The organism is Nonomuraea sp. NPDC051298, assembly GCF_055586305.1.
Genome location: NZ_JBVJIM010000017.1, coordinates 144,981 through 164,617 on the forward strand (window position 1 = coordinate 144,981; position 19,637 = coordinate 164,617).

A 19,637-nucleotide genomic window follows, 5' to 3' on the forward strand; every position below is an offset into this window, starting at 1 on the left:
GAAGCGGCGTGGTGGACATGTTCCTACGATCGTTCGAACAGGCCGATCGACCACCGGATCGGGCGGTTGGTGGACTGCCCGACCATGGACAGCTCCACGGTGATGGTGGCGGGCTCGGTCAGGTTGAGCTCGTTCATCGCCGTCGGGAACTCGCCTGAGGTCCAGACACCGCAAGCGCTTGTAGCGGCCTCGCTCTGGCCGTTCACCTTGAAGCTGAACTTCAGCCGCGTGGCCAGCTCGCCCGAGCAGAGCTGGTCGAGGGCGACCCTGCCCGCCTGGCCGCCGACCTCGAACGTGGCCGTGGTGTCCTGCGGCCAGAGGCCGCTTCTGGTCTCGGTGCGCCGCCACTCGCCCAGCCGGTCGGGGATGTCTCGCAGTGGTTCGGGGGCGACTGGTCGCGCGGGCGGCGTCCACTCGTACACGCCCAGCGCCCACGAACCACGCGCGGGCGTCTGGGTGACGCACGCACCACCCGGCTCCTCCTGAACGCAGCCCCGGCCTGAGGTCACCGTGTTGAACGTGACCGTCACCTCCGTGGCGCCCTCGGGGACGTCCAGCGGGTGCAGCCGCAGCTCCGGATCACACACCGTGAACGAGGCCGGCAGCCGCAGCCGAGACCCCTCGACCTCGACTCGCGGCGGGCTGTTGTCCGGCCCTGCGCACATGCCGCCGACGTCCAGCGGCTTGCCGGTGTAGGGGACCTTGAGCGTGACCTTGGCATCGCCCGTCTTCTCGATCGCGGTCCTGCCCACGAGCCGGTAGCCTGTGCCGTCCGCCGAGGTGAACTGCTCCGGCAGCGCGGGCGTGGGCCCGCCCGAGGCCGTCGTGGTGGTCGCGGGCTGCGGTGTGGCGGACAGGAGCGGCACGGTCAGCGCCACCGCCGCCGCCACGACGGCCGCGCCCATCGCGGTCCGCCTGCGCACCCGGGTCCTTCGCACGCGGTCGCGTACCTGCTCGGCGCGCGACGGGTTCGGCGGCGGCAGCAGGTCGGCGTGCTCGCGCAGTACGTCGCGGAGATTCTCTACGGTCACCTCTGCAGCTCCTTAACCACCGACTCGTCGATTCTCAGCTTGGCCAGCGCCTTGGCGGTCTGGCTCTTGACCGTCCCGGGGCTGCAGCCGATGAGCTGGGCCACCTCGGTCACCGGGAGGTCCTCGTAGAACCGCAGCACGATCACTGCGCGCTGCCGGGCGGGCAGCCGGCCCACCGCCTGCCAGAGCGCCTCCCGCTCGTCGGCCACCTGGTCGTGCACCGGCCGATCCGGCAGGCTGTCGCTGGGCAGTTCCCGGCGCCACCGCCGGCGCCACCACGAGGTGTAGGTCGTGATGAGCACGCGCCGCATGTACGCCTCTGGCTCGTCGATGCCCGGCCAGGCGAACCACGCCTTGGCCAAGGACTCCTGCAGGAGGTCCTCGGCTATGGCCCAGTCGTGGGTGAGGAGGTACGCGAAGCGCAGGAGCCGGTCGGACCGCGCCACCACGAAGTCCTGAAATATTGCCCTATCGGCCACCTAGTTGCCTTCCGTTGGTCTACTGACGGTACTGACGCATCGGCCGCGGCGACGGGTTGCCCGATGGCGGGGGCCGGTCCAGGGAAATTCGGTGCCGGGCGGGACCCTGCGTGGGCTGGGCGCGTCGGCCCAGCTCAGAACTCTCGTACTCGCTGCTGAAGCGACTGCCCGAACTCGCGCCAGTGCCGACTCCGACCTTTCTCGGGGGGCGGACAAGCCGTTGTCGGCGTGGTGAGCCGACGGTGCCGGGGCGCGGCTGATCAAGAGGTTGTCGGGCCTCACGCGTATTCTTGAGGCAGACGCTCGCCCCTTCTCCGGGCGGATGGGAGCAGCGAGAAAGGACGATCCCCGATCGACGCCCTGGCCCTGAACGCCGACGCCTTGTCGCCGGCCGCCGTGCTGGTGTCGGCCCTCGCCACAGCCGCCTTCTTCGTCGCGGGTGTCGTGGCGTGGCGGTCGAGGTCCGGCCGTCGGCTCGGGCCGCTGCTGGTCACCGAGGGCGTGCTGTGGACGCTTTACCAGCTTCCGCTCCCCGTCCCCCGCGAGGTCATCGCCGTGACGGCGGGAGCCTGGCCGGCGCTGCTGGCACACCTCGTCATGGCCTTTCCCACGGGCACGCTGGGGAGCCGGAGGCCCCGGGCCGTGGTCGCCCTGGGCTACGTGTGCGTCGTCGTCATGGGCGTGCGACACGTCGCCGGGCGGGCGGCCGCCGAGGTGATCGGCGACGTGGGAACGTCGGCGCTCGTGCTCGTCGGCGCGGCCGTGATCGCCATGCAGGTGCTGCGGCTGCGCGACAGCAGCGTGGCCCGGCGCCGCATGCTCACGCCGGTACTCGTGGCCGCCGTCGTCGCCGCGGCTCTGTTCGTGGTGTGGAAACCCGTGACGGTCACGGGTGGTTCGGACCCGGTGCTCGCCCTGTCCGCTCAGGCCGCCTTCGCCGCGGTTCCGCTGGCCATCCTCTGGAGCCTGCTGCGCCGCCGGATGGACCGGGGCGGTGTCGCCGGCCTGGTGGTGCGGCTGAACAGAGAAGCGCACCCGGCGACGCTCCGGACCGCGCTGGCCGAGACGCTGCATGACCCGACCCTGCGGGTGGGCTATTGGGTGCAGGAGTCGAAGGGGTACCTCGACGTCGAGGGAGGCCCTCTGTGCGCAGGGCCCGATCAGGTGGTGACCAAGGTGGACAGGGACGGCCCGCTCGCCGTGCTCGCTCATGACCCGGCCCTGCTGGAGGACCCGGAGCTGATCCAGGCGGCGTGCGCCGCCGCGTCGCTCGCCCTGGAGAACGAGCGCCTGACCGCTGAACTGCGGGCCAGACTGCGCCAGCTCGCCGACTCCAGGGCCCATCTGGTACGCGCCGCAGAAGCCGAACGCCGCCGGCTCGAGCGTGATCTGCACGACGGTGTCCAGCAGCGGCTGCTGGCCATCCCGCTGACGCTCAGCCTGGCCGAAGCCGCGCTGGCGTCGCGTCCCGAACGGGTGGGCCCGCTGATCGGCGAAGCCCGGGACACCGCCCTCGCCGCCCTCGACGAGGTACGCGCGCTCGCCCAGGGCATCCACCCGCCGATCCTCACCGAACGGGGCCTGGTGGGCGCGGTGCGCGAGCTGGCCGCCGTGGCGCCCGTCCCGGTGTCCGTCTCGTCCGACGTCTCCGGCGACCTGCCGGCGGAGGTGGAGACCACCGCCTACTACGTGGTGGCCGAAGCCTTGGCGAACCTCGCCAAGCACGCCGCGGCCGACCAGGCGTCGGTCAGCATCAGCCGGGCGAGCGGCTGGCTGTCGGTGGAGATCAGCGACAACGGGCGCGGGGAGGCCGACCCCGAACGGGGGTCGGGCCTGCGCGGGCTCACCGGCCGGGTCGAGACGAACGGCGGGAGCCTGCACGTGCACAGCCCTCCCGGCCGAGGCACCCGGATCGAGGCGATGCTGCCGTGCGCGTAGTCATCGCGGAGGACAACACACTGCTGCGCGAAGGAGTCGCACGGCTGCTCGGCGAGGCGGGGTTCGACGTCATCGCGACAGTGGAGGACGGCTCGGCACTGCTGGCGGAGGTGGCGGCGCGGCGGCCCGACGTGGCCGTCGTCGACATCCGCCTGCCGCCCACGCGGACCGACGAGGGGTTGCGCGCCGCCCAGGAGATCCGGCGAGCCCACCCGGCCACGGGCGTTCTCGTCCTGTCGCAGTACGTGCGCGTCAGCTACACGGTGGAACTGCTGGCCGGCGGCGCCCGCGGGCTGGGCTACCTGCTGAAGGACCGGGTGTCGGACCTGGCCGAGTTCGCCGCGGCGGTGCGGCAGGTGGGCCGGGGCGGATCGGCGTTCGACCCGATCGTCGTGGAGCAGCTCGTGCGGCGGCACGCGAGCGGAGACGATCCCCTGCACAGCCTGACGGGCCGGGAGCGCGCCGTCCTCGCCCTGATGGCGGAGGGCCGTACCAACCAGGCCATCGCCGAGCGCCTCGCCATCGCGGAACGAACCGTGGAAAAGCACTGCACCGGCATCTTCGCCAAGCTCGGCCTCCCCGCGCGGCCCGACGACCACCGGCGGGTGCTGGCCGTGCTGCGCTACCTGAACGCCTGAAGGTGCGGGTAACCGCACCACGAGGAGGCGGATGGCACGCCCATGGGTGCGGGCAGGCTCGCTTCTCGCCGTGAGAGTGCGCCGACACACTCATCCGGTGAGCGTGGCCGCCCTGCCGATGGCGGCCGGCCGAACGAGAGTGAGCCTCCCGTGAACGTCGTCACCGTCGCCCGATGCGTCGCCGCCACCATGAGCCTGATCATGACCGTGTACCTGGCCCTCGACGGAGCACACCGGCCGGCCAACATGTTCCTGTGGCCGGATGTGGCCGTGGCCGTGCTCCTCGCGGGGTCCGGCGTCCTGCCGAGCCGCCACGCCCGCACCGGGATGATCTTCGCTTTCGGCTGGGCGGCGGGGGTCATCACGGTCTCGATCTTCAGCTACGTGGTACGCGGCGTCTTCGCCTGGCCGAACCTGGCCCTGGTGGTGGTCGCCGTGGTCATGGCGGTCCTGCTCAGCAGGTCACCGGCGACCTCCGTTCCGGCCGCCTCCGGTCGGGACGCGTCCAAGGCGGGCCTGTGAGCAGGCCGCGCACTGGTGCGCCCAGATTCCCGCGCCGACGGGTCACCCGGATCGTCGGCTCGGCGCTCGCCCTGATCGTCATCACGGGTGCGGCCTTCTTCCTCCTGGCCGAACCCCCGGCGCGCCCGTTCGAACCGGTCGCCTGGCGACCAGGCCCGGGGACCGTCGTCCCTCCCGACCGGGTGGATCGCACTGCCGCGGCCTCCGTACGGGCGATCACGCCCGCGGCCGCCCCCGAGGACATCGCGGTGAACAGCGGCGGCGAGATCTTCGTCGGCACGAAGACGGGCCGGATCCTCCGCCTCCGGCCGGGCGCGGCAGCCGCCGAGCCGTTCGCCGAGGTCGGCGGGCGACCGCTCGGGCTCGCGTTCGACGCCCGCGACCACCTCATCGTGGCCAACCACGGGGTCGGGCTCCAGTCCGTCTCACCGGCGGGTGCCGTCACCGTGCTCGCCGACTCCGCGGCAGGCAAGCCGATCCGCTCGGCCAACGATCTCGCGATCGGCCGTGACGGCGCCGTTTACCTGTCCGACTCCTCAGCCAAGTACAACAGCTCGACCATGGGGGACCGGACCTCCTTCTCGCTGTTCGACTTCCTGGAGGGCCGTGCCCACGGAAGGGTCATCCGCTACGACCCCGCCACGCGCACCACGACCGAACTGCTGTCCGGCCTGCACTTCCCCAACGGCATCGTCATCACCCCCGACCAGCGGAGCCTGCTGATCGCGGAATCGACACGGTACCGGATCACCAGACTCTGGCTCGCCGGGGAGAAGGCGGGCAGCACGGAGCCGTTCGCCGACGACGTTCCCGGCATCATGGACGGCCTCACGCTCGACGCCGACCGCCTCTTGGCGCCGATGTACGACCGCGTGGCAGTACTGGACCGCCACGTCCTGCCCCACCCGTGGGCCCGCCACACCGTCGCGCGCCTTCCCGCCTCCCTCCTGCAGAACCCCGACGCGGTACGGAGCGGCTCCATCCTCGTCCTGTCCACCGGCGGCGAGGTGCTGCGGCAGTTCGTCGGCTTCACCGAGGCCCCCACGAACGTCGTCCCCTGGCGGGACCAGTGGCTACTCGGCACCCTGAACGGCACCCACGCGCGGATCATGCCCGCGCCTCCGGGGATCCGGCGGGTGAGCGAGCCGGTCGGCGGTGTCGACGGCCGGCAGGGGTCCATCGCTGATGGGGACGTGTGGCACCGACGTTTCAGGCTCCGAACGCGATCGGCCACACGACCAGCAGGTACGACTCGCCGGGCCGGTTCGACAGCCCACCACCCTGCCGCGCCCGCCCGTGGACACGCAGGCCGTAGCGTCCGGCGCCCTGGTAGGTCAGGTTAGGGGGCGGCGCTCCTTCGCGGGTTTGCATGCCGTCGACCTGCATGATGCTGGTCGTCGTGACGAACTCGATCTCCTCCGCCTCCTCCCATCCGGAGACGGGCCCGCGGGACCCGGACGAATCCCACCGCACGTGCACCCCTACCACGCCCCGGCCCTTGAGCGTCCTGATGACCACCGCGTCCGGAGCGGCGGCGACCAGGCCCTCCGGCAGCTCCGGTCCGGCGGCGGGCTCCCGGTGGGGATTGACGATCCGCAACCGATGCTCGGTCGCCCGTGCGGTGCCCAGGACGGGCGTGGGCGGCAGAGGAGGGACGTTCCCGGCGACGCGCCCCGGTTCGCTCTCCGGCCGCGCGTGCTCCCGGGCCCAGCGCCTGATCTCGGCGGACTTGCCCGGCAGCCCCAGCTCTTCCGCGACACCCACGCCGAGCTTGGCGCACGCCTTCGGCCCCACCTCGACGGGCCAGACCGTGACCAGGTAGAACTCGAAGGGCACGCTCGGCACGGCGCAGGGATCGAGGTGGCGGCCGCGCGCGTGCACACGCAGGCCGTAGCGGCCGGGACCGTGTGGGGTGAGGTTGGGGAGCGCCTCCGGCAGGTGGCCCATGAGGCCCCTCAACCGTGTCTCGCCCGTGAAGCTGATCAGCTCCACGTCCTCCACCTCGTCCCATCCCTCCGCCGTGGTGGCAGGGGGCGCGTCGGCGAGTCGCACAGTGACGTCCACGACCCCGGAGTGTATGCCGGTCAGGATCACCGCCGCTCCGGGGGCCGACGCCGTCAGACCATTGGGGACTCGGGACGGATGGTCGGCGCCCGTCTCCTCGTTCACGAGCATCTGATGATGGCTCACGTGCACGTCCGCTCTGGCGGACGTGGGGGGTCGCGCGCTCATACGGGCGATCCTGACAGGCGGGTCCGACAGAACGGGTCCTGGGCCGGTCTGCTGTCACATTCGGCGCCTTCGCGGGTTCATGTCTTTGAGCCTTGACGAGGGGATGATGTGACCGATGGAGGAGACCGAGTGGCTGGCCGAGCGTTTCGAGCAGAACCGGCCCCGGTTGCGGGCGGCGGCCTACCGGATGCTGGGTTCGATGGCCGAGGCCGATGACGCCGTCCAGGACGCCTGGCTGCGGCTCTGCCGGTCCGACGCGGACCAGATCGACAACCTCGGCGGCTGGCTGACCACCGTTGTGGCCCGGGAATGCCTGCACACGCTGCGTTCCCGGCGGCAGCGGCGGGAGGAGTCGCGTCTGCCCGAGCCGGTCGTGATCCTGGACGGCGACCTTGACCCGGAGCAGGAGGCGTTGCTGGCCGACTCGGTGGGGCTGGCCCTGCTCGTGGTGCTCGACCGGCTCGGTCCGGCCGAACGGTTGGCGTTCGTGCTGCACGACATGTTCGAGCTGCCGTTCGACGAGATCGCCGGGATCGTGGGCCGCACGCCGGCCGCCGCGCGGCAGTTGGCCAGCCGGGCACGGCGCCGGGTGAACGGCGCCGAGTTCCCGTCGCCCGGCCCGGATCTGGTGCGGCAGCGGCAGGTGGTCGACGCCTTCTACGCGGCCTCACGGGCCGGTGACTTCGACGCCCTGGTCCAGATCCTCGACTCCGACGTCGTCCTTACCTCCGACTTCGGGGCCGACGGGCAGCGGGTGGTCGTCCGCGGCGCGGCGGCCGTGGCCAGGCACAGCCGCGGCCCGTACGGCGGGCGGTTGCACCCCGTGCTGGTCAACGGCGCGGTCGGCGCGTTGGTCACCGTTGACGACCAGCCGTTCGCTGTGCTGGTGTTCACCGTCGCGGGCGACCGCATCGTCGCCGTCGACGGGCTCCGCGACCCCGAGCGGGTACGCCAGTTCGCCGACGCCGCCGGAATTCCTCCGCCGCCTGTCACATCGACGGCGCGCGAGGGTTCATAGGGGCGACACCATTTCCGAGCACCGAGCATCATGGAGGACACCGTGGGATCACGACTCCCCGACGCCAACACACACCTGCCCGAGATCCAGGAGCTGGCCGGCGCGATGGTCAAGACCACCGGCAACGGCTCGGTGCCGGCGACCACGACCAGCCTGGTCCATCTGCGTGCCGCCCAGATCGTCGGCAGCACCTACCAGGTGCTGCGGCACTCGGCCGACCTGCGGAAGGCGGGCGAGTCCGAGGCCAGGATCGCCACCGTGGCGACCTGGCGGGACGCGCCGTACTTCACCGACGCCGAGCAGGCCGCGCTGGCGCTGACCGACGCCGTCTTCCTGCCCGGCGCGCGTGGCGCGGAACGGGTACCGGACGACCTGTACAGGGAGGTCGCGAAGCACTATGACGACAAGGCGATGGCCACCCTGATGATCGTGCTCGCCTCGGCGGGCTTCTGGATGAACATCGCCCTCATCAACAGGCCCACACCCATCCCGGCCTGACCGCGCGGGTGCCGCATGGCGAGTACGAGGTTCTGGTTCGCGGGCGGGGATGCCCGACAGGCTTGCCGGACCTCCCCGCCCGGCCAAAGCCGTTCGTCACCGTCTTCCGCGCGATGGCCTCCGTCGGGCGCCCTCAGCCCTGCCGCCCCGGACGGGGACCTCTGTGCTGCTCGACCTCCACCCGCCTGTCGGCGGCGCCCACGCAGAGTGGAAGCGCCTCGATGATCAGCTTGCTCGTCGCTTCGACGGCGGAGTCGTCGACCGTCCGGCCGGTGTTGAGCACCCGCCACTGCGTGAGCCCGACCAGTAGGTCGAGGGCCAGGTCGAGGTCGAGGTCGGCGGGCAACTGGCCAAGCTCCACCGCGCTCGTCAGAAACCGCTCGCACGCCGCCCTGCGCGGTTGCCGGATCGCGGTGTCGAACGCCTCGGAGAGACCAGGGCTGCGGGCGGCCTCGGCTGTCAGATCGAGCACGATGCGCATGACCACGGGATCCGACAGCGTATCGGCCACCGCTCGGACGTACGCCCGCACGTCGTCACCCAGGTCACCGGCACCGCCCACCGGGACCTGCCGGGAGGCGACGATCTCGATGATGTCGACCACCATCGCCTCTTTCGACGGCCACCGCCGGTAGAGCGCGGCCTTTCCCGTGCCGGCCCGCCGGGCCACCGCGCCCATGGACATACCGGCATAACCTGTCTCCGCCAGCTCGGCGACCGCCGCCGTGACGATGGTGTCGGTGACCGTCTGGCGCAGCACGGCGGCGCCACGACCACGCGGGTGGATCTCGGCCATATCGGCGATCCTAACACGAGACGGAACGGTTGCGTCTCGACCTCGGAGCGGCTTAGCCTGCAAATGGAACGGATAGGTTCCGTCCTGAATTGAGGGAAGACATGACCGGCGTGGACGTACTCATCGTCGGAGGCGGGCCGACCGGGCTGACGCTGGCTTGCGAGCTGGCCCGGCGCGGCATCACCTTCCGAGTGATCGACAGATCCCCCGAATTCCACCACCAGTCTCGGGGCAAGGGCATACAGCCGCGCAGCCTGGAGGTGTTCGACGATCTCGGCGTGGTCCAGGACTTCCTGGACGCGGGGACCACCGAGATGCCGGCGCGGATCTACATGGATCGCCGGTTCGTCGCGGAGCTGCACCTCCTGGCCGGTGTCCACCCCCGGCCGGATGTGCCGTACCCGACGCTCGTCCTGCTGCCGCAGTGGCGCACCGAGCAGATACTCCGCGCTCGCCTGTCCGAGCTGGGCGGCCACGTGGAGCGCGGCCTGCGACTGGCCGACCTCGAGCAGTCCGACACCCAGGTCGTCGCGCGGCTCACCACGGGTGAGGTGATCCACGCCTCCTACCTCGTGGGCTGCGACGGCGGCGGCAGCACCGTGCGGGAGGCCGCCGGGATCGCCTTCCCCGGACTGGTGTCGGAGACCGAGCACTACCTGCTCGGCGACGTGGAGGTGGACGGTCTGCCCCGAGACGGCTCCTATGTCTGGTATGCGGCGGATGAGTCCTCCGTGGGCCTCGCGCTGCTGCCCGGTACGCAGTCGTGGCAGTTCGGCCTCACCGTGCGCCCTGGCGAGGAGGGCGCCGGTCAGGAGCCCTCACTCGAGCTTTTCCAGCGTCTGTTCGCGCAGCGCACCGGCCGCACGGACGTGCGCCTGCACAACGCCACCTGGCTGTCCCGCTTCAGCTACAAGGTACGGCTCGCCGACCGCTACCGTGCCGGCCGCGTCTTCATCGCCGGAGACGCCGCCCACGTCCACCCGATCGCGGGCGGGCTCGGCATGAACACCGGCATCCAGGACGCCTACAACCTCGGTTGGAAGCTGGCCCTCGCGGTACGCGGCCAGGTCCCCGACAGCCTGCTCGACACGTATGAGCGGGAGCGCCGCCCGGTGGCCGAATCCGTGCTCAGGACCAGCGGCGCCGGCATGACCGCGCTGTTCTCCACCAAGCCTGTGATGACCTTCCTGCGCGACCGGATCATCCTGCCGCTGATGCGCAGCCCCGCGGTGAGCAAGGCGATCGTCGCCAGGACCTCCCAGCTCGGCGTGAACTACCGCGACTCCGAGCTGTCGGTCGGAGACAAGGGCAAGGTCCGTCCCGGCGACCGGGCGCCCGACTCGCCCTGCCGGCACCCGGTGACCGGCGCGCAGTCGCGGCTGTTCGACCTCTTCCGCGGCCCTCACTTCACACTGCTCCAGTTCGGCGCGGCGGTGCCAGGTCTGGCAGAGCGCCTGGACAGACTCCACGGCGACGACATCCGCGTCCACCACCTGGAGCCAGGCCCCCCGAGCAAGCGCTACGGCGCCGGCCGGGGCACGCTCGTCCTCGTCCGGCCGGACGGCTACGTGGCCGTGCGGACCCGGTCAGGCGACGCGGTGGTCGACTACCTGAGGTCCATCCTGGTCGCCTGAACCGGGGGTGACCGACTCTTCGGTGGCCAGGATGTCGGGTGGATCTCGGGCGCCGGTGTCCCCTCGGGGCGGGCTCGTTCGTCGTTGGGGTGACGGCGAACACGGCAGGAGATCATCATGGCCGACTACCAGCCGGGACAGCGGGGACAGCGGACTGCCGGGCCGGGTGGGTGGCCGGGGTTTCCTGCGCGCACCTCTGAGGAGGGAGATCATGGACGTATCGGGCTACGGTGGCCGCCGGGCTCTGGTGGTCGGATTGGGCATCAGCGGGATCGCCACGGCGTTGCGGCTGCGGCAGATCGGGTGGACGCCGGTCATCGTCGAGCGAAGTGCCGCGCGGCGGTCCGGTGGATACTTCATCGCGTTGTTCGGCGCCGGGCGGGCCGCCGCCGAGCGCCTGGGCATCCTCGATGGGCTGGCCGACCGGGATCCGGACGGTGCCAGCTACGACATCGACCGGACCGGCAGGCGGCGGCCAGGGTGGAGCTTCAGGGACTTCCCCGGCCGGCCGTGGATGATGATGCGGGGAGACGTGGAGGAGGCCGGGTTCGCCGCGTTGCCGTCCGACGTCGAGATCCGGTACGCCACCGTACCGACGAGAATCGAGCAGGACGCCGAGGGGGTCGACGTGACGCTGACCACCGTCGGCGGGCTGTCGGCCACCGAGCGGTTCGACCTGGTCGTCGGCGCGGACGGGCTGCGGTCCACGGTGCGGCGACTGGTGTTCGGGCCCGACGAGCGGTATCTGCGGCGGATGAACTGCCTGGCGGTCGCCTACCAACTGCCCCGTGCGCTCCCCGGCCACGAGCAGACCGACTGCGTCGTCCTCATGGAGTCCGGACGGTCGATGTGGACCTTTCCGTTCAAGGACCGGCCGCCCACCGTGTTGCTGAGCTACCGCACCGACGATGTGGACGCCGAGTTCACCGGGCCGAAGGCTGACCGGGTGCGTGAGGCGTTCGGCCCAGAGCCGACGGGGCGGGTTCTGGGCGCGGCGCTGGACGCGCTGGAGTCGGCCGAGCACGTGCTGTTCGACTCCGTCGAGCAGGTGCACATGGACCGCTGGCATCGTGGCCGGGTGGTGCTCGTGGGCGACGCGGCCTGGTGCGTGACCCTGTACGCGGGGATGGGCGCCTCGACCGGGATGGCCGGGGCCGACCTGCTGGGCACCATGCTGGCCCGCCACCCTCGCGGCGTGTCCACGGCCCTGGCGCACTGGGAGCGGCGCCTGCGCCCGGCCATCGGCGACCTCCAGGGCAACGGGATGCGGATGCGCGGCCTGTTCGTCCCGGTCGGCCGGGTGGAACTGGTACGGCGCAGGGCGTTGATGCGGATGCTCAAGATGCCGGTGATCTCCTGGTTGTTCGTGCCGTGGCAGCGCAAGGTGGCGTTGATGAAGGAGCTGGATTTCGCCCACCCCGACCTCGCCCATTCCGACCTCGCCCACCCCGGTCCCGCGCGGCCGGCCCCCGCGCACGCCTGAAGCCCCGAGCACATTCAGCCAGATCTTTCACCAGGAGGTCCTTCATGACGAACAGCGTTGCCAGTGAACGCGCCGACCTGGAACTGCCGGTCGAGCGGGGCTGCCCGTTCGACCCGCCCGCCGCCTACGAACGGCTGCGCGAGCAGGCGCCGATCAGCAGGATCCGCCTGACCAGCGGCGGCGAGGCATGGTGGGTGTCCCGGCAGGAGGAGGCTCGTGCCGTCCTCGCCGATCCCCGCTTCTCCTCCGATCGGCGCAGCGACGGCTTCCCGCTCTTCAACCTCGACGCGGCGACCCTGCGGTTGCAGCGCAGCCAGCCGCCGGTGATGCTCACCATGGACGGCGCGGAACACTCCGCGGCCCGCCGCCCGGTGATCAGCGAATTCACCGTGAAGGGCCTGGCCGCGCTGCGCCCGCGCATCCAGGACATCGTCGACCACTTCATCGACGACCTGCTCGCCACCGACCAGCACCCGGTCGACCTGGTCCAGGCGCTGTCCCTGCCGGTGCCCTCGCTGGTGATCTGCGAACTGCTCGGCGTCCCCTACAACGACCACGACTTCTTCCAGAGCCGCACCGCCATGATGGTGAGCCTGACCTCGCTCGAAGACCGCCGGCGAGCCTTCACCGAACTGCGCGCCTACTTCGACGACCTGGTCGCCCAGAAGGAATCAGAACCCGGCGACGACCTGCTCAGCCGTCAGATCGCCCGGCAACGCCAGGAGGGCGCCCTCGACCACACGGGCCTGGTGAGCCTGGCCTTCCTGCTGCTCACCGCCGGACACGAGACCACCGCGAACATGATCTCCCTCGGCGTGATCGGGCTGCTCGCCCATCCGGAGCAACTGGCCCTGATCAAAGCCGACCCGGACAGGACGCCCATGGCCGTGGAGGAACTGCTGCGCTACTTCACCATCACCGACACGGTCACCACCCGGGCGACCACCGAAGACGTCGAGATCGGCGGGGTGACCATCGAGGCGGGCGAGGGCGTCGTCGTCTCGACCCTGTCGGCCAACTGGGACCCGGCGGCGTTCGAGGACCCGGCCGAACTCGATGTCGAGCGCGGCGCCCGCCACCACCTCGCCTTCGGCTTCGGCCCGCACCAGTGCCTCGGCCAGAACCTGGCCCGGATGGAACTGCAGATCGTCTTCGACACACTGTTCCGCCGCATCCCCACCCTGCGACTCGCCGCACCGGCCGAGGACCTGCCGTACAAGAACGACGCCGTCGTCTACGGCGTGCACGAACTCCCGGTCACCTGGTGAGATGCTCCAACCCGACAGGGCCGTTCACCGTCGCGTTGTTCGCGCCGTTTGGTCCCCAGTCAGCCGACTGATTCGCGGGCCGTGCGGCGTTGCTACGTTGATGACCGGGACGTGCATTGCACGGACGTACCAGGCCAATTGTGGCCTCCGACCTGGTTGGTGATCCGGTCGGGCCTGTTCGGGCGGGGGAGCGGCGGCCGGCCCGCGCCACCGGCTGAGCAGGACCGAAGTGGTACCAGACCGTATCGGTGATCAAGCCGCCCAGAGATGGGCCGCACGTCGTTCCGACAAGGAGGATTCTCATGAATGCCACCCACACCGAGCGTCACAACAAGCGGGTCGCGGTCGCGCTGGCGGCCGCGGCGTCGCTCGCGCTCGCCCCGCAGGCCCCGCTGATCGCGCAGGCCGTGACCGAGACCGTGACAGAGGCCGTAACCGTGGCCGTCTCGACCGCAGGCTCCGTCCTGGACAACGCCCTGGCCGGGCTCGCGGCGGCCGAGCCCGAGGCCAAGATCCTGGCGGGCAGGCACAACCGGTAGGCCCGGAAGAGCGGGCGCGGCCGTCCGCCGCGCCCGTCCCGCAGCGAAAGGACCCTGATGATGTGGCCCACCGAGGAGTGGAGCGCGGAGGCGCGCGAAAGCGGGGCCTGGCGACCGGTGCCGTTCCAGCAGTTCTCGCTCAAGCTGCACGGCTGGTGCAACCTCGCCTGCGACTACTGCTACGTCTACGAGATGGCCGACCAGTCGTGGCGGGACCGCCCGCGGAAGATGGATCCAGCCACGGTGGAGCGCGCCGCGTTCCGCATCGCGGAGCACGTGGCCGCGCACGACGTCGAGTACGTCAACGTCGTCTTCCACGGCGGCGAGCCGCTGCTGGCCGGGCGTGAGGCCGTCGCCCGCGCCGCGCGCGGCATTCGCGCCGCGCTCCCGCCCGTCACCCAGCTCAGCTTCCGGTTGCAGACCAACGGCACGCTGCTGACCGGCGAGGTGCTGGACATGCTGCTGGCCGAGGGCATCGCGGTCGGGGTCAGCCTCGACGGGGACGCGCGGGCGCATGACAGACACCGCCGCCACGCCGGCGGCCGTGGCAGCCACGCCGAGGTGACCGCTGGGCTGCGGCGGCTGTGCGCCGAGCCGTACCGGGAGCTGTTCTCGCACCTGTACTGCGTGGTCGATGTGGCCAACGATCCGGTGCGGGTGTACGAGTCGCTGCTGGAGTTCGAGCCGCCGGTGGTGGACTTCCTGCTGCCGGACGGCACCTGGGCCGCGCCGCCGCCACTGCGCGCGGCCGGGTCGGCGGCGACGCCGTACGCCGACTGGCTCATCGCCGTGTTCGAACGCTGGTACGGCGCGCCCCGGCAGGAGACGAGCGTACGGTTCTTCGAGTCGATCATCCAACTGGTGCTCGGCGGGCAGAGCCGGGTGGACTCCGTGGGTCTGTCGCCGAACGTACTGGTCGTGGTGGAGACCGACGGGAGCATCGAGCAGGTGGACACGCTGAAGTCGGGATACCAAGGTGCGGCCGGGACCGGGCTGAACGTCTTCGACCATCCCTTCGACCGGGCGCTCGAACACCCGGGCATGGCGGCACGCCAGGCGGGGGCGGCCGCGCTGTGCGAGACCTGCGTGAGCTGTCCGGTGGCGCGGGTGTGCGGCGGCGGATACTACGCCCACCGCTACGGCGAGGGCACGGGGTATCTCAACCCGTCGGTGTACTGCCCGGACCTGTTCAAGCTGATCACGCACATCCGTGACCGGGTCCAGGCAGACCTGCGGCTGCGCGCCGGCCCCTCCGTGTAGAACCGCTTGGCCTGGTCCAGGTCCCGGCCGCCGAGGATCGAGCTGACGCGCTGACCAGACCGAGCACGCCTTCCGCCCTCATCCGTCCGGGTCGAGGTCCATGCGGGCCAGGTCGTTGCGCGAACCGATGCCGAGCTTGGGATACGCCTTGTACAGGTGATAACCGACGGTGCGCGGGCTGAGATACAGGCGGGCCGCGATGCCGGCGTTGCTGAGCCCGGCCGCGGCCAGCCTGACCACCTGCTGCTCTTGTGAGGTGAGCCGGTCCAGCAGGCCGGGCCCTGGCGCCTGGGGCTGGGAGGTCTCACCGGTGGCGCGCAGTTCGCTGCGGACGCGGTCGATCCAGGGGACCGCGCCGAGCCGTTCGAAGGTGTCGAGCGCGGATCGCAGGAGCGGGCGAGCCTTGTTGCGCTGCCGCTTGCGGCGCAGAAACTCCCCGTAGAGCAGGTGGGTGCGGGCCGCCTCGAAGAGGTACGCGTCGTCCTGCCGGTGCAGGCGTACGGCGTGTTCGTAACGCCGTTCCGCCTCCTCGCCGTCGGCGAGCTGGGCCTGGCAGCGTGTCGCGACGGCCAGGGTCCATGGCCGGCCCGTCGCCTGTGCCCACCGCCGCAGCCGGTCGAGGGGGACCGCGGCGAGGTCGGGACGGCCCTGACGGACCGCTGCCTCCACGAGGGTGGCGGTGCCGAGGCTGTGGTCGATGGCGGGATGGTGACGCATCAGCGCCTCGGGAATCTGGGCGAAGCGGCGCAGCACCGCCTCGTGTCGTCCGTGTCCCAGGTCCAGGAGCGCGCGGGCGTAGACGCATTCGATGCCGCGTTCGCTCACACCATCGGCGAGGACGTCCTCCGTCAGCTTGGTGCACCGCTCCTGGTCGCCTTCGATCGCCGCCACGCAGGCCAGCAGGCCGGCGTGGTGGGCCGCGAAGTGCGGCTGGTCGGTGTGATGTGCGACGCGCAGGCCCTCCTCGCCGGCGGACAGTACGTCCCGGTGCCGGCCGAGGAGCAACTGGGTACGCGCCAGATGCAGCAGGGCGCGGGGCAGCATGCCGATGTTGCCCTGGGCCCGGCACCGGTCGGCCAGCGCCGCCGCGCCCTCCTGAGCCGCGTCGATGTCGGCGAGCCACAGGAACCACCACTGAACGGTCATGCGCTGCCAGATGGCTGGGCTCGCAGCGCCGGAGATCTTCTGGACGAGCGATCTGACGTGGGGGACGGCCTGTGCCAGCCGTTCGTCGGCGAGGTGAGTGACCGCCGCGGTGACGTCGGCCAGCATGGGGGAGGAGCGGGGCACGGCGGCCGTACTGGCGGCGAGTTGGGGCGTTCGGTACTGCTCGCCGCCGCTCCAGGCGCTGATCAACGCGAAGAGGAGCATGGTGGCGGCGGTGTCGGGAGCCTGCTCGGCGAGCCCGGCGGCGGCCTCGGCCATCTCCTCCGGCCGTGCCCGCAGGTCCTGCTGCTGGGCGACGGCCGCGCGGACCATCGCCAGGCCGGCGCGTACCAGCGGGTCGCGCGCGATCGGCCAGGCGCGATCGGCCAGGTGGGTCGCGAAGGCGGTCATCCCGGCATCGAGAGCGGCCTGTGCCGCCGCGTCCAGGCGCCGGGCGCGCTGTCCTGGGTCGGGCGTGAGCTGAGCGGCCCGATAATAGGCGGTGGCCACGGCCGCGTGACCGCCCCTGGCGCGGGCGTTCCCCGCGGTGTGTTCCATCTCCGCGGCCACGCTCTCGTCGGTGCCGTGTACGGCGGCGGCGCGGTGCCACGCGCTGCGGTCGGCCATGCCGCCCTGCCTGAAGGCCGCCGACAGCGCGGCATGGGCGGCCATGCGGGCCGACAGCGACGTCGAACGGTAGGCGGCGGCGCGGAAGAGCGGGTGGGTGAAGCTCAATCGGTCACCGCAGATGTGGATCACCCGGTCGTGCTCGGCGGGCTCCAGGTCGGCGACGTCGGCGCCCAACTGCCGGCCCGCCGTGAGCAGGAGCTGCAGATCGCCGCTGTCGTCGGCCGCCGCGGCGAGCAGCAGCAGCCGGGTGCGCTCGGGCAGCGCTCTGACGCGCTGGGCGAAGGCCGATTCCAGTTGCCCGGACATCGGGCCTTGATGCAGGTGGAGGGTGGCGCCGGGGAGTTCGCCTGCGCGCTGCTCGGGCGTGAGGGCGGCCGACAGCTCCAGCAGGGCGAGCGGGTTGCCCTGGGCCTCGGCCAGCAGGTGGTCCTTGACGTGACCGGCCAGGCCCCCCAGCAGCGCGGTGCCGGAGTCCCGGTCGAGCGCCGTCAGCCGCAGGTCGCGTACGCCCTGTACGCCCTGTGCGGGCGTCGGGTATCCGTCTCGTACGGCGAACAGCAGCGCGATGCCCTCGGCACGCAACCGGCGCGCCACCAACGACAAGACCGCAGCCGAGCACCGGTCCAGCCACTGCACGTCATCGACCAGCACCAGCAGGGGACCCGCCGCCGCCACCTCGCTCAGCAGCGACAAGGTGGCCAGCCCGAGCAGGAACCGGTCACCCCTGGCCTCGCCGGCCAGGCCGAATGCCGCGCCCAACGCCGCGGACTGCGGCCCTGGCAGCCTCCTGCGCAGGTGCAGCACGGGAGCGAGCACCAGATGCAGCCCGGCGAACGGCAGTTCCGCCTCCGCTTCGACGCCCGCGCCGCGCAGCACCCGCATACCGGTGGCGCCGGCCGCGGCGTACTCCAGCAGGGCCGTCTTGCCGATCCCCGCCTCGCCGCGCACCATCACGACCCCGCTCTCGCCGGCGCGCGCGCCGGCGAGCACCGCGTCGATGGCGGCCTTCTCCGCGTCTCTTCCGTAGATCTCGGCCAATGGGAGCCCCTATGGGGCCGTCGCGCCCGGCCAGGCGAACCAACTCCGGCACGGTCGCGAACATCGCCACCGCCGCCCGTCCTCGACCTGGCGACGCGATTCAGCTCCATGCGGAGGTACGGGGGTAGGGCTCATATTCGGTTGACGAACGAACACCTGCCGGGGGGACACCCTCGTGCGGATGACTTCGGGGGCGACGGCGATCGCGGGCGGGGAGCGGGGTCAGCGGTCAGGGCAGAGTACGTCCTCGGCGGCCTGGAACATGGCCGGGCGCAGGGTGGGCTGGGTGCGTGTGCTCGTCGTGACGTCCACGGCGAACTGGAGGCGTCCGTCGGCGGAGGTGAAGGTGATCGCGTTCCCGCCCGGTCCGGACCCGGTGAACAGCCCGACCGTTCCGCCGCACACCGACTCCTGGTGGTCCGGGTACCTGACCAGGTCGCGCAAGTTCGCCGGCAGCAGCCTGCCCTGGGCGAGGGCGCGGTAGAACGTGGTCAGGTCCCGTGCGGTGGAGATGACGCCCCCGGCCGCCCACAAGGTGGTGGGGTTCATCCGGTCGACGTCGCGCGGGGTGCCGTCGGGCCGGGGATGGTAGCCATGCCCGTGCGGGCCCTTGATGCCTTGGTCCGGCCTGGTCGGCAGGTAGGTCCGGGTCATGCGCAGTGGTGTGAACAGCCGCCGTTCGAACTCCTCTGCCAGGGTGTTACCGGTCAGCTTCTCGATGATGGCGCCGAGCAGGATGTAGTTGGTGTTGGAGTAGGCGTACTGCGCGTCCGGTTCGCTCGTGCGCGGTATGGCGCGGGAGATCTTGGCCAGTTCCGTCCAGGTGTGGCGGGTGGTGAGGTCGTCGAAGGGGCGCAGGTCCGTCGCGCCGGGGCCGTTGTAGCCGGGGATGCCGGAGCGGTGGTGGAGCAGTTGCCGGACGGTGATCTCGCCGGCCCGCTCGACCAGGTCCTGCTCGACCGTGATGGGCAGCACCTTGCCGAGCGGGTCGTCCACACCGAGTTCGCCTTCCTCGACCAGTTGCAGCAGCACCGTGGCGGTCATCTGCTTGGTCTGCGACCAGGCGCGGTAGCGGGCGTCCGAGGGGACCTTGCCGCCCTCGCCGCCGATCAGCCGGGAGCCGGCCGATCCACGTCCGATGCGCCGGCCGTCGTAGTACGCCTCGCCGATGACACCGACGACACCGGCGACCCGCGCCACGCTGTCGGCCGCCCGCTGGACGTCGCCGAGGTCATAGACGGTGGTGGAGACGGCGGGGTGAACGCCCTGCGCCAGCATCGCGCAGGCCAGTCCGGCCGCGACGGTCGCTGCGACACGATTCACGACACAGATCCTTCCTGAGAGGGGGACGCGCGCCAGGGCGATGAGCCGGAGCTGAAGGCCCTTGCGGCACGCCTGCTTTCGACCTCCCTTTCTGCACCGGGGCTTGTTTCCTCGCCGTTTCCGGCTGCCCGCCCGGCGGACGCCCGCAGCTTGGAGGCGGCGAA

The 19,637-nt window shown here is 71.5% G+C and carries 16 protein-coding genes; 11 read left to right on the forward strand and 5 right to left on the reverse strand.

Annotation, left to right across the window (positions count from 1 at the left end):
• Positions 1-23 precede the first annotated feature (23 nt).
• Both ACZ6S0_RS37565 and ACZ6S0_RS37570 read right to left on the reverse strand, forming a co-directional pair.
• A complete protein-coding gene (locus tag ACZ6S0_RS37565; RefSeq protein ID WP_465924088.1) occupies positions 24-1,031 on the reverse strand; it encodes a hypothetical protein in 1,008 nt (335 codons plus the stop codon).
• On the reverse strand, positions 1,028-1,510 hold the full coding sequence (locus tag ACZ6S0_RS37570; protein WP_465924089.1) for a SigE family RNA polymerase sigma factor: 483 nt from the start codon (positions 1,508-1,510) through the stop codon (positions 1,028-1,030). The genes ACZ6S0_RS37565 and ACZ6S0_RS37570 overlap by 4 nt, the downstream gene beginning before the upstream one ends.
• A 381-nt stretch (positions 1,511-1,891) precedes the next feature.
• On the opposite strand from ACZ6S0_RS37570, the gene ACZ6S0_RS37575 reads away from it, so the two are divergent.
• The 6 genes from ACZ6S0_RS37575 (at position 1,892) to ACZ6S0_RS37600 (ending at position 8,356) form a co-directional block, all read left to right on the forward strand.
• Positions 1,892-3,448 carry a sensor histidine kinase gene (locus ACZ6S0_RS37575; RefSeq protein WP_465924090.1) on the forward strand — a complete coding sequence of 519 codons (1,557 nt, stop codon included), beginning with the start codon at positions 1,892-1,894 and terminating at the stop codon, positions 3,446-3,448.
• Positions 3,439-4,086 (forward strand): response regulator transcription factor, encoded by a 648-nt coding sequence (locus tag ACZ6S0_RS37580; protein ID WP_465924091.1) that lies wholly within the window; start codon positions 3,439-3,441, stop codon positions 4,084-4,086. Before ACZ6S0_RS37575 ends, ACZ6S0_RS37580 begins: the two co-directional genes overlap by 10 nt.
• Positions 4,087-4,236: 150 nt before the next feature.
• Positions 4,237-4,608, forward strand: a complete 372-nt coding sequence (locus tag ACZ6S0_RS37585) for a hypothetical protein (protein WP_465924092.1) — start codon at positions 4,237-4,239, stop codon at positions 4,606-4,608.
• Positions 4,605-5,951, forward strand: a complete 1,347-nt coding sequence (locus ACZ6S0_RS37590) for an SMP-30/gluconolactonase/LRE family protein (protein WP_465924093.1) — start codon at positions 4,605-4,607, stop codon at positions 5,949-5,951. Before ACZ6S0_RS37585 ends, ACZ6S0_RS37590 begins: the two co-directional genes overlap by 4 nt.
• 1,004 nt (positions 5,952-6,955) lie before the next feature.
• Positions 6,956-7,858 (forward strand): sigma-70 family RNA polymerase sigma factor, encoded by a 903-nt coding sequence (locus ACZ6S0_RS37595; RefSeq protein ID WP_465924094.1) that lies wholly within the window; start codon positions 6,956-6,958, stop codon positions 7,856-7,858.
• A gap of 42 nt (positions 7,859-7,900) precedes the next feature.
• Positions 7,901-8,356, forward strand: coding sequence for a carboxymuconolactone decarboxylase family protein (locus ACZ6S0_RS37600; protein WP_465924095.1), 456 nt, complete (start codon positions 7,901-7,903; stop codon positions 8,354-8,356).
• Positions 8,357-8,489: 133 nt separating this feature from the next.
• Here the strand turns inward: ACZ6S0_RS37600 and ACZ6S0_RS37605 are convergent, their stop codons facing one another.
• Complete coding sequence (locus ACZ6S0_RS37605) at positions 8,490-9,152, reverse strand: TetR/AcrR family transcriptional regulator (protein ID WP_465924096.1); 663 nt, start codon at positions 9,150-9,152, stop codon at positions 8,490-8,492.
• A gap of 101 nt (positions 9,153-9,253) precedes the next feature.
• Here ACZ6S0_RS37605 and ACZ6S0_RS37610 point away from each other — a divergent pair, with 101 nt between their 5' ends.
• The 5 genes from ACZ6S0_RS37610 (at position 9,254) to ACZ6S0_RS37630 (ending at position 15,336) form a co-directional block, all read left to right on the forward strand.
• On the forward strand, positions 9,254-10,786 hold the full coding sequence (locus ACZ6S0_RS37610; RefSeq protein WP_465924097.1) for an FAD-dependent monooxygenase: 1,533 nt from the start codon (positions 9,254-9,256) through the stop codon (positions 10,784-10,786).
• A 211-nt stretch (positions 10,787-10,997) separates the two neighbouring features.
• Positions 10,998-12,269: an FAD-dependent monooxygenase gene (locus tag ACZ6S0_RS37615; protein WP_465924098.1), complete on the forward strand. Its 1,272-nt coding sequence runs from the start codon at positions 10,998-11,000 to the stop codon at positions 12,267-12,269.
• Positions 12,270-12,313: 44 nt separating this feature from the next.
• On the forward strand, positions 12,314-13,537 hold the full coding sequence (locus tag ACZ6S0_RS37620) for a cytochrome P450 (RefSeq protein WP_465924099.1): 1,224 nt from the start codon (positions 12,314-12,316) through the stop codon (positions 13,535-13,537).
• A gap of 302 nt (positions 13,538-13,839) precedes the next feature.
• The gene (locus ACZ6S0_RS37625; RefSeq protein ID WP_465924100.1) at positions 13,840-14,076 is read left to right on the forward strand and encodes a hypothetical protein; all 237 of its coding nucleotides are present in this window, start codon (positions 13,840-13,842) and stop codon (positions 14,074-14,076) included.
• A gap of 57 nt (positions 14,077-14,133) precedes the next feature.
• Positions 14,134-15,336, forward strand: coding sequence for an FxsB family cyclophane-forming radical SAM/SPASM peptide maturase (locus ACZ6S0_RS37630; protein ID WP_465924101.1), 1,203 nt, complete (start codon positions 14,134-14,136; stop codon positions 15,334-15,336).
• Positions 15,337-15,414: 78 nt separating this feature from the next.
• On the opposite strand, the gene ACZ6S0_RS37635 is transcribed toward ACZ6S0_RS37630, so the two are convergent.
• Both ACZ6S0_RS37635 and ACZ6S0_RS37640 read right to left on the reverse strand, forming a co-directional pair.
• Positions 15,415-18,150, reverse strand: a complete 2,736-nt coding sequence (locus ACZ6S0_RS37635) for an AAA family ATPase (RefSeq protein WP_465924102.1) — start codon at positions 18,148-18,150, stop codon at positions 15,415-15,417.
• Positions 18,151-18,372: 222 nt separating this feature from the next.
• Entirely contained in the window at positions 18,373-19,473 is a 1,101-nt protein-coding gene (locus ACZ6S0_RS37640) for a serine hydrolase domain-containing protein (protein ID WP_465924103.1), read from the reverse strand.
• Between the last annotated feature and the right edge of the window lie 164 nt (positions 19,474-19,637).

Excerpts from the sequence above, each read along its gene's own strand:
- ACZ6S0_RS37595 (WP_465924094.1), top strand. The coding sequence starts at position 6,956 with ATGGAGGAGACCGAGTGGCTGGCCGAGCGTTTCGAGCAGAACCGGCCC.
- ACZ6S0_RS37620 (WP_465924099.1), top strand. The coding sequence starts at position 12,314 with ATGACGAACAGCGTTGCCAGTGAACGCGCCGACCTGGAACTGCCGGTC.
- ACZ6S0_RS37630 (WP_465924101.1), top strand. The coding sequence starts at position 14,134 with ATGATGTGGCCCACCGAGGAGTGGAGCGCGGAGGCGCGCGAAAGCGGG.
- ACZ6S0_RS37615 (WP_465924098.1), top strand. The coding sequence starts at position 10,998 with ATGGACGTATCGGGCTACGGTGGCCGCCGGGCTCTGGTGGTCGGATTG.
- ACZ6S0_RS37625 (WP_465924100.1), top strand. The coding sequence starts at position 13,840 with ATGAATGCCACCCACACCGAGCGTCACAACAAGCGGGTCGCGGTCGCG.
- ACZ6S0_RS37605 (WP_465924096.1), bottom strand. The coding sequence starts at position 9,152 with ATGGCCGAGATCCACCCGCGTGGTCGTGGCGCCGCCGTGCTGCGCCAG.
- ACZ6S0_RS37610 (WP_465924097.1), top strand. The coding sequence starts at position 9,254 with ATGACCGGCGTGGACGTACTCATCGTCGGAGGCGGGCCGACCGGGCTG.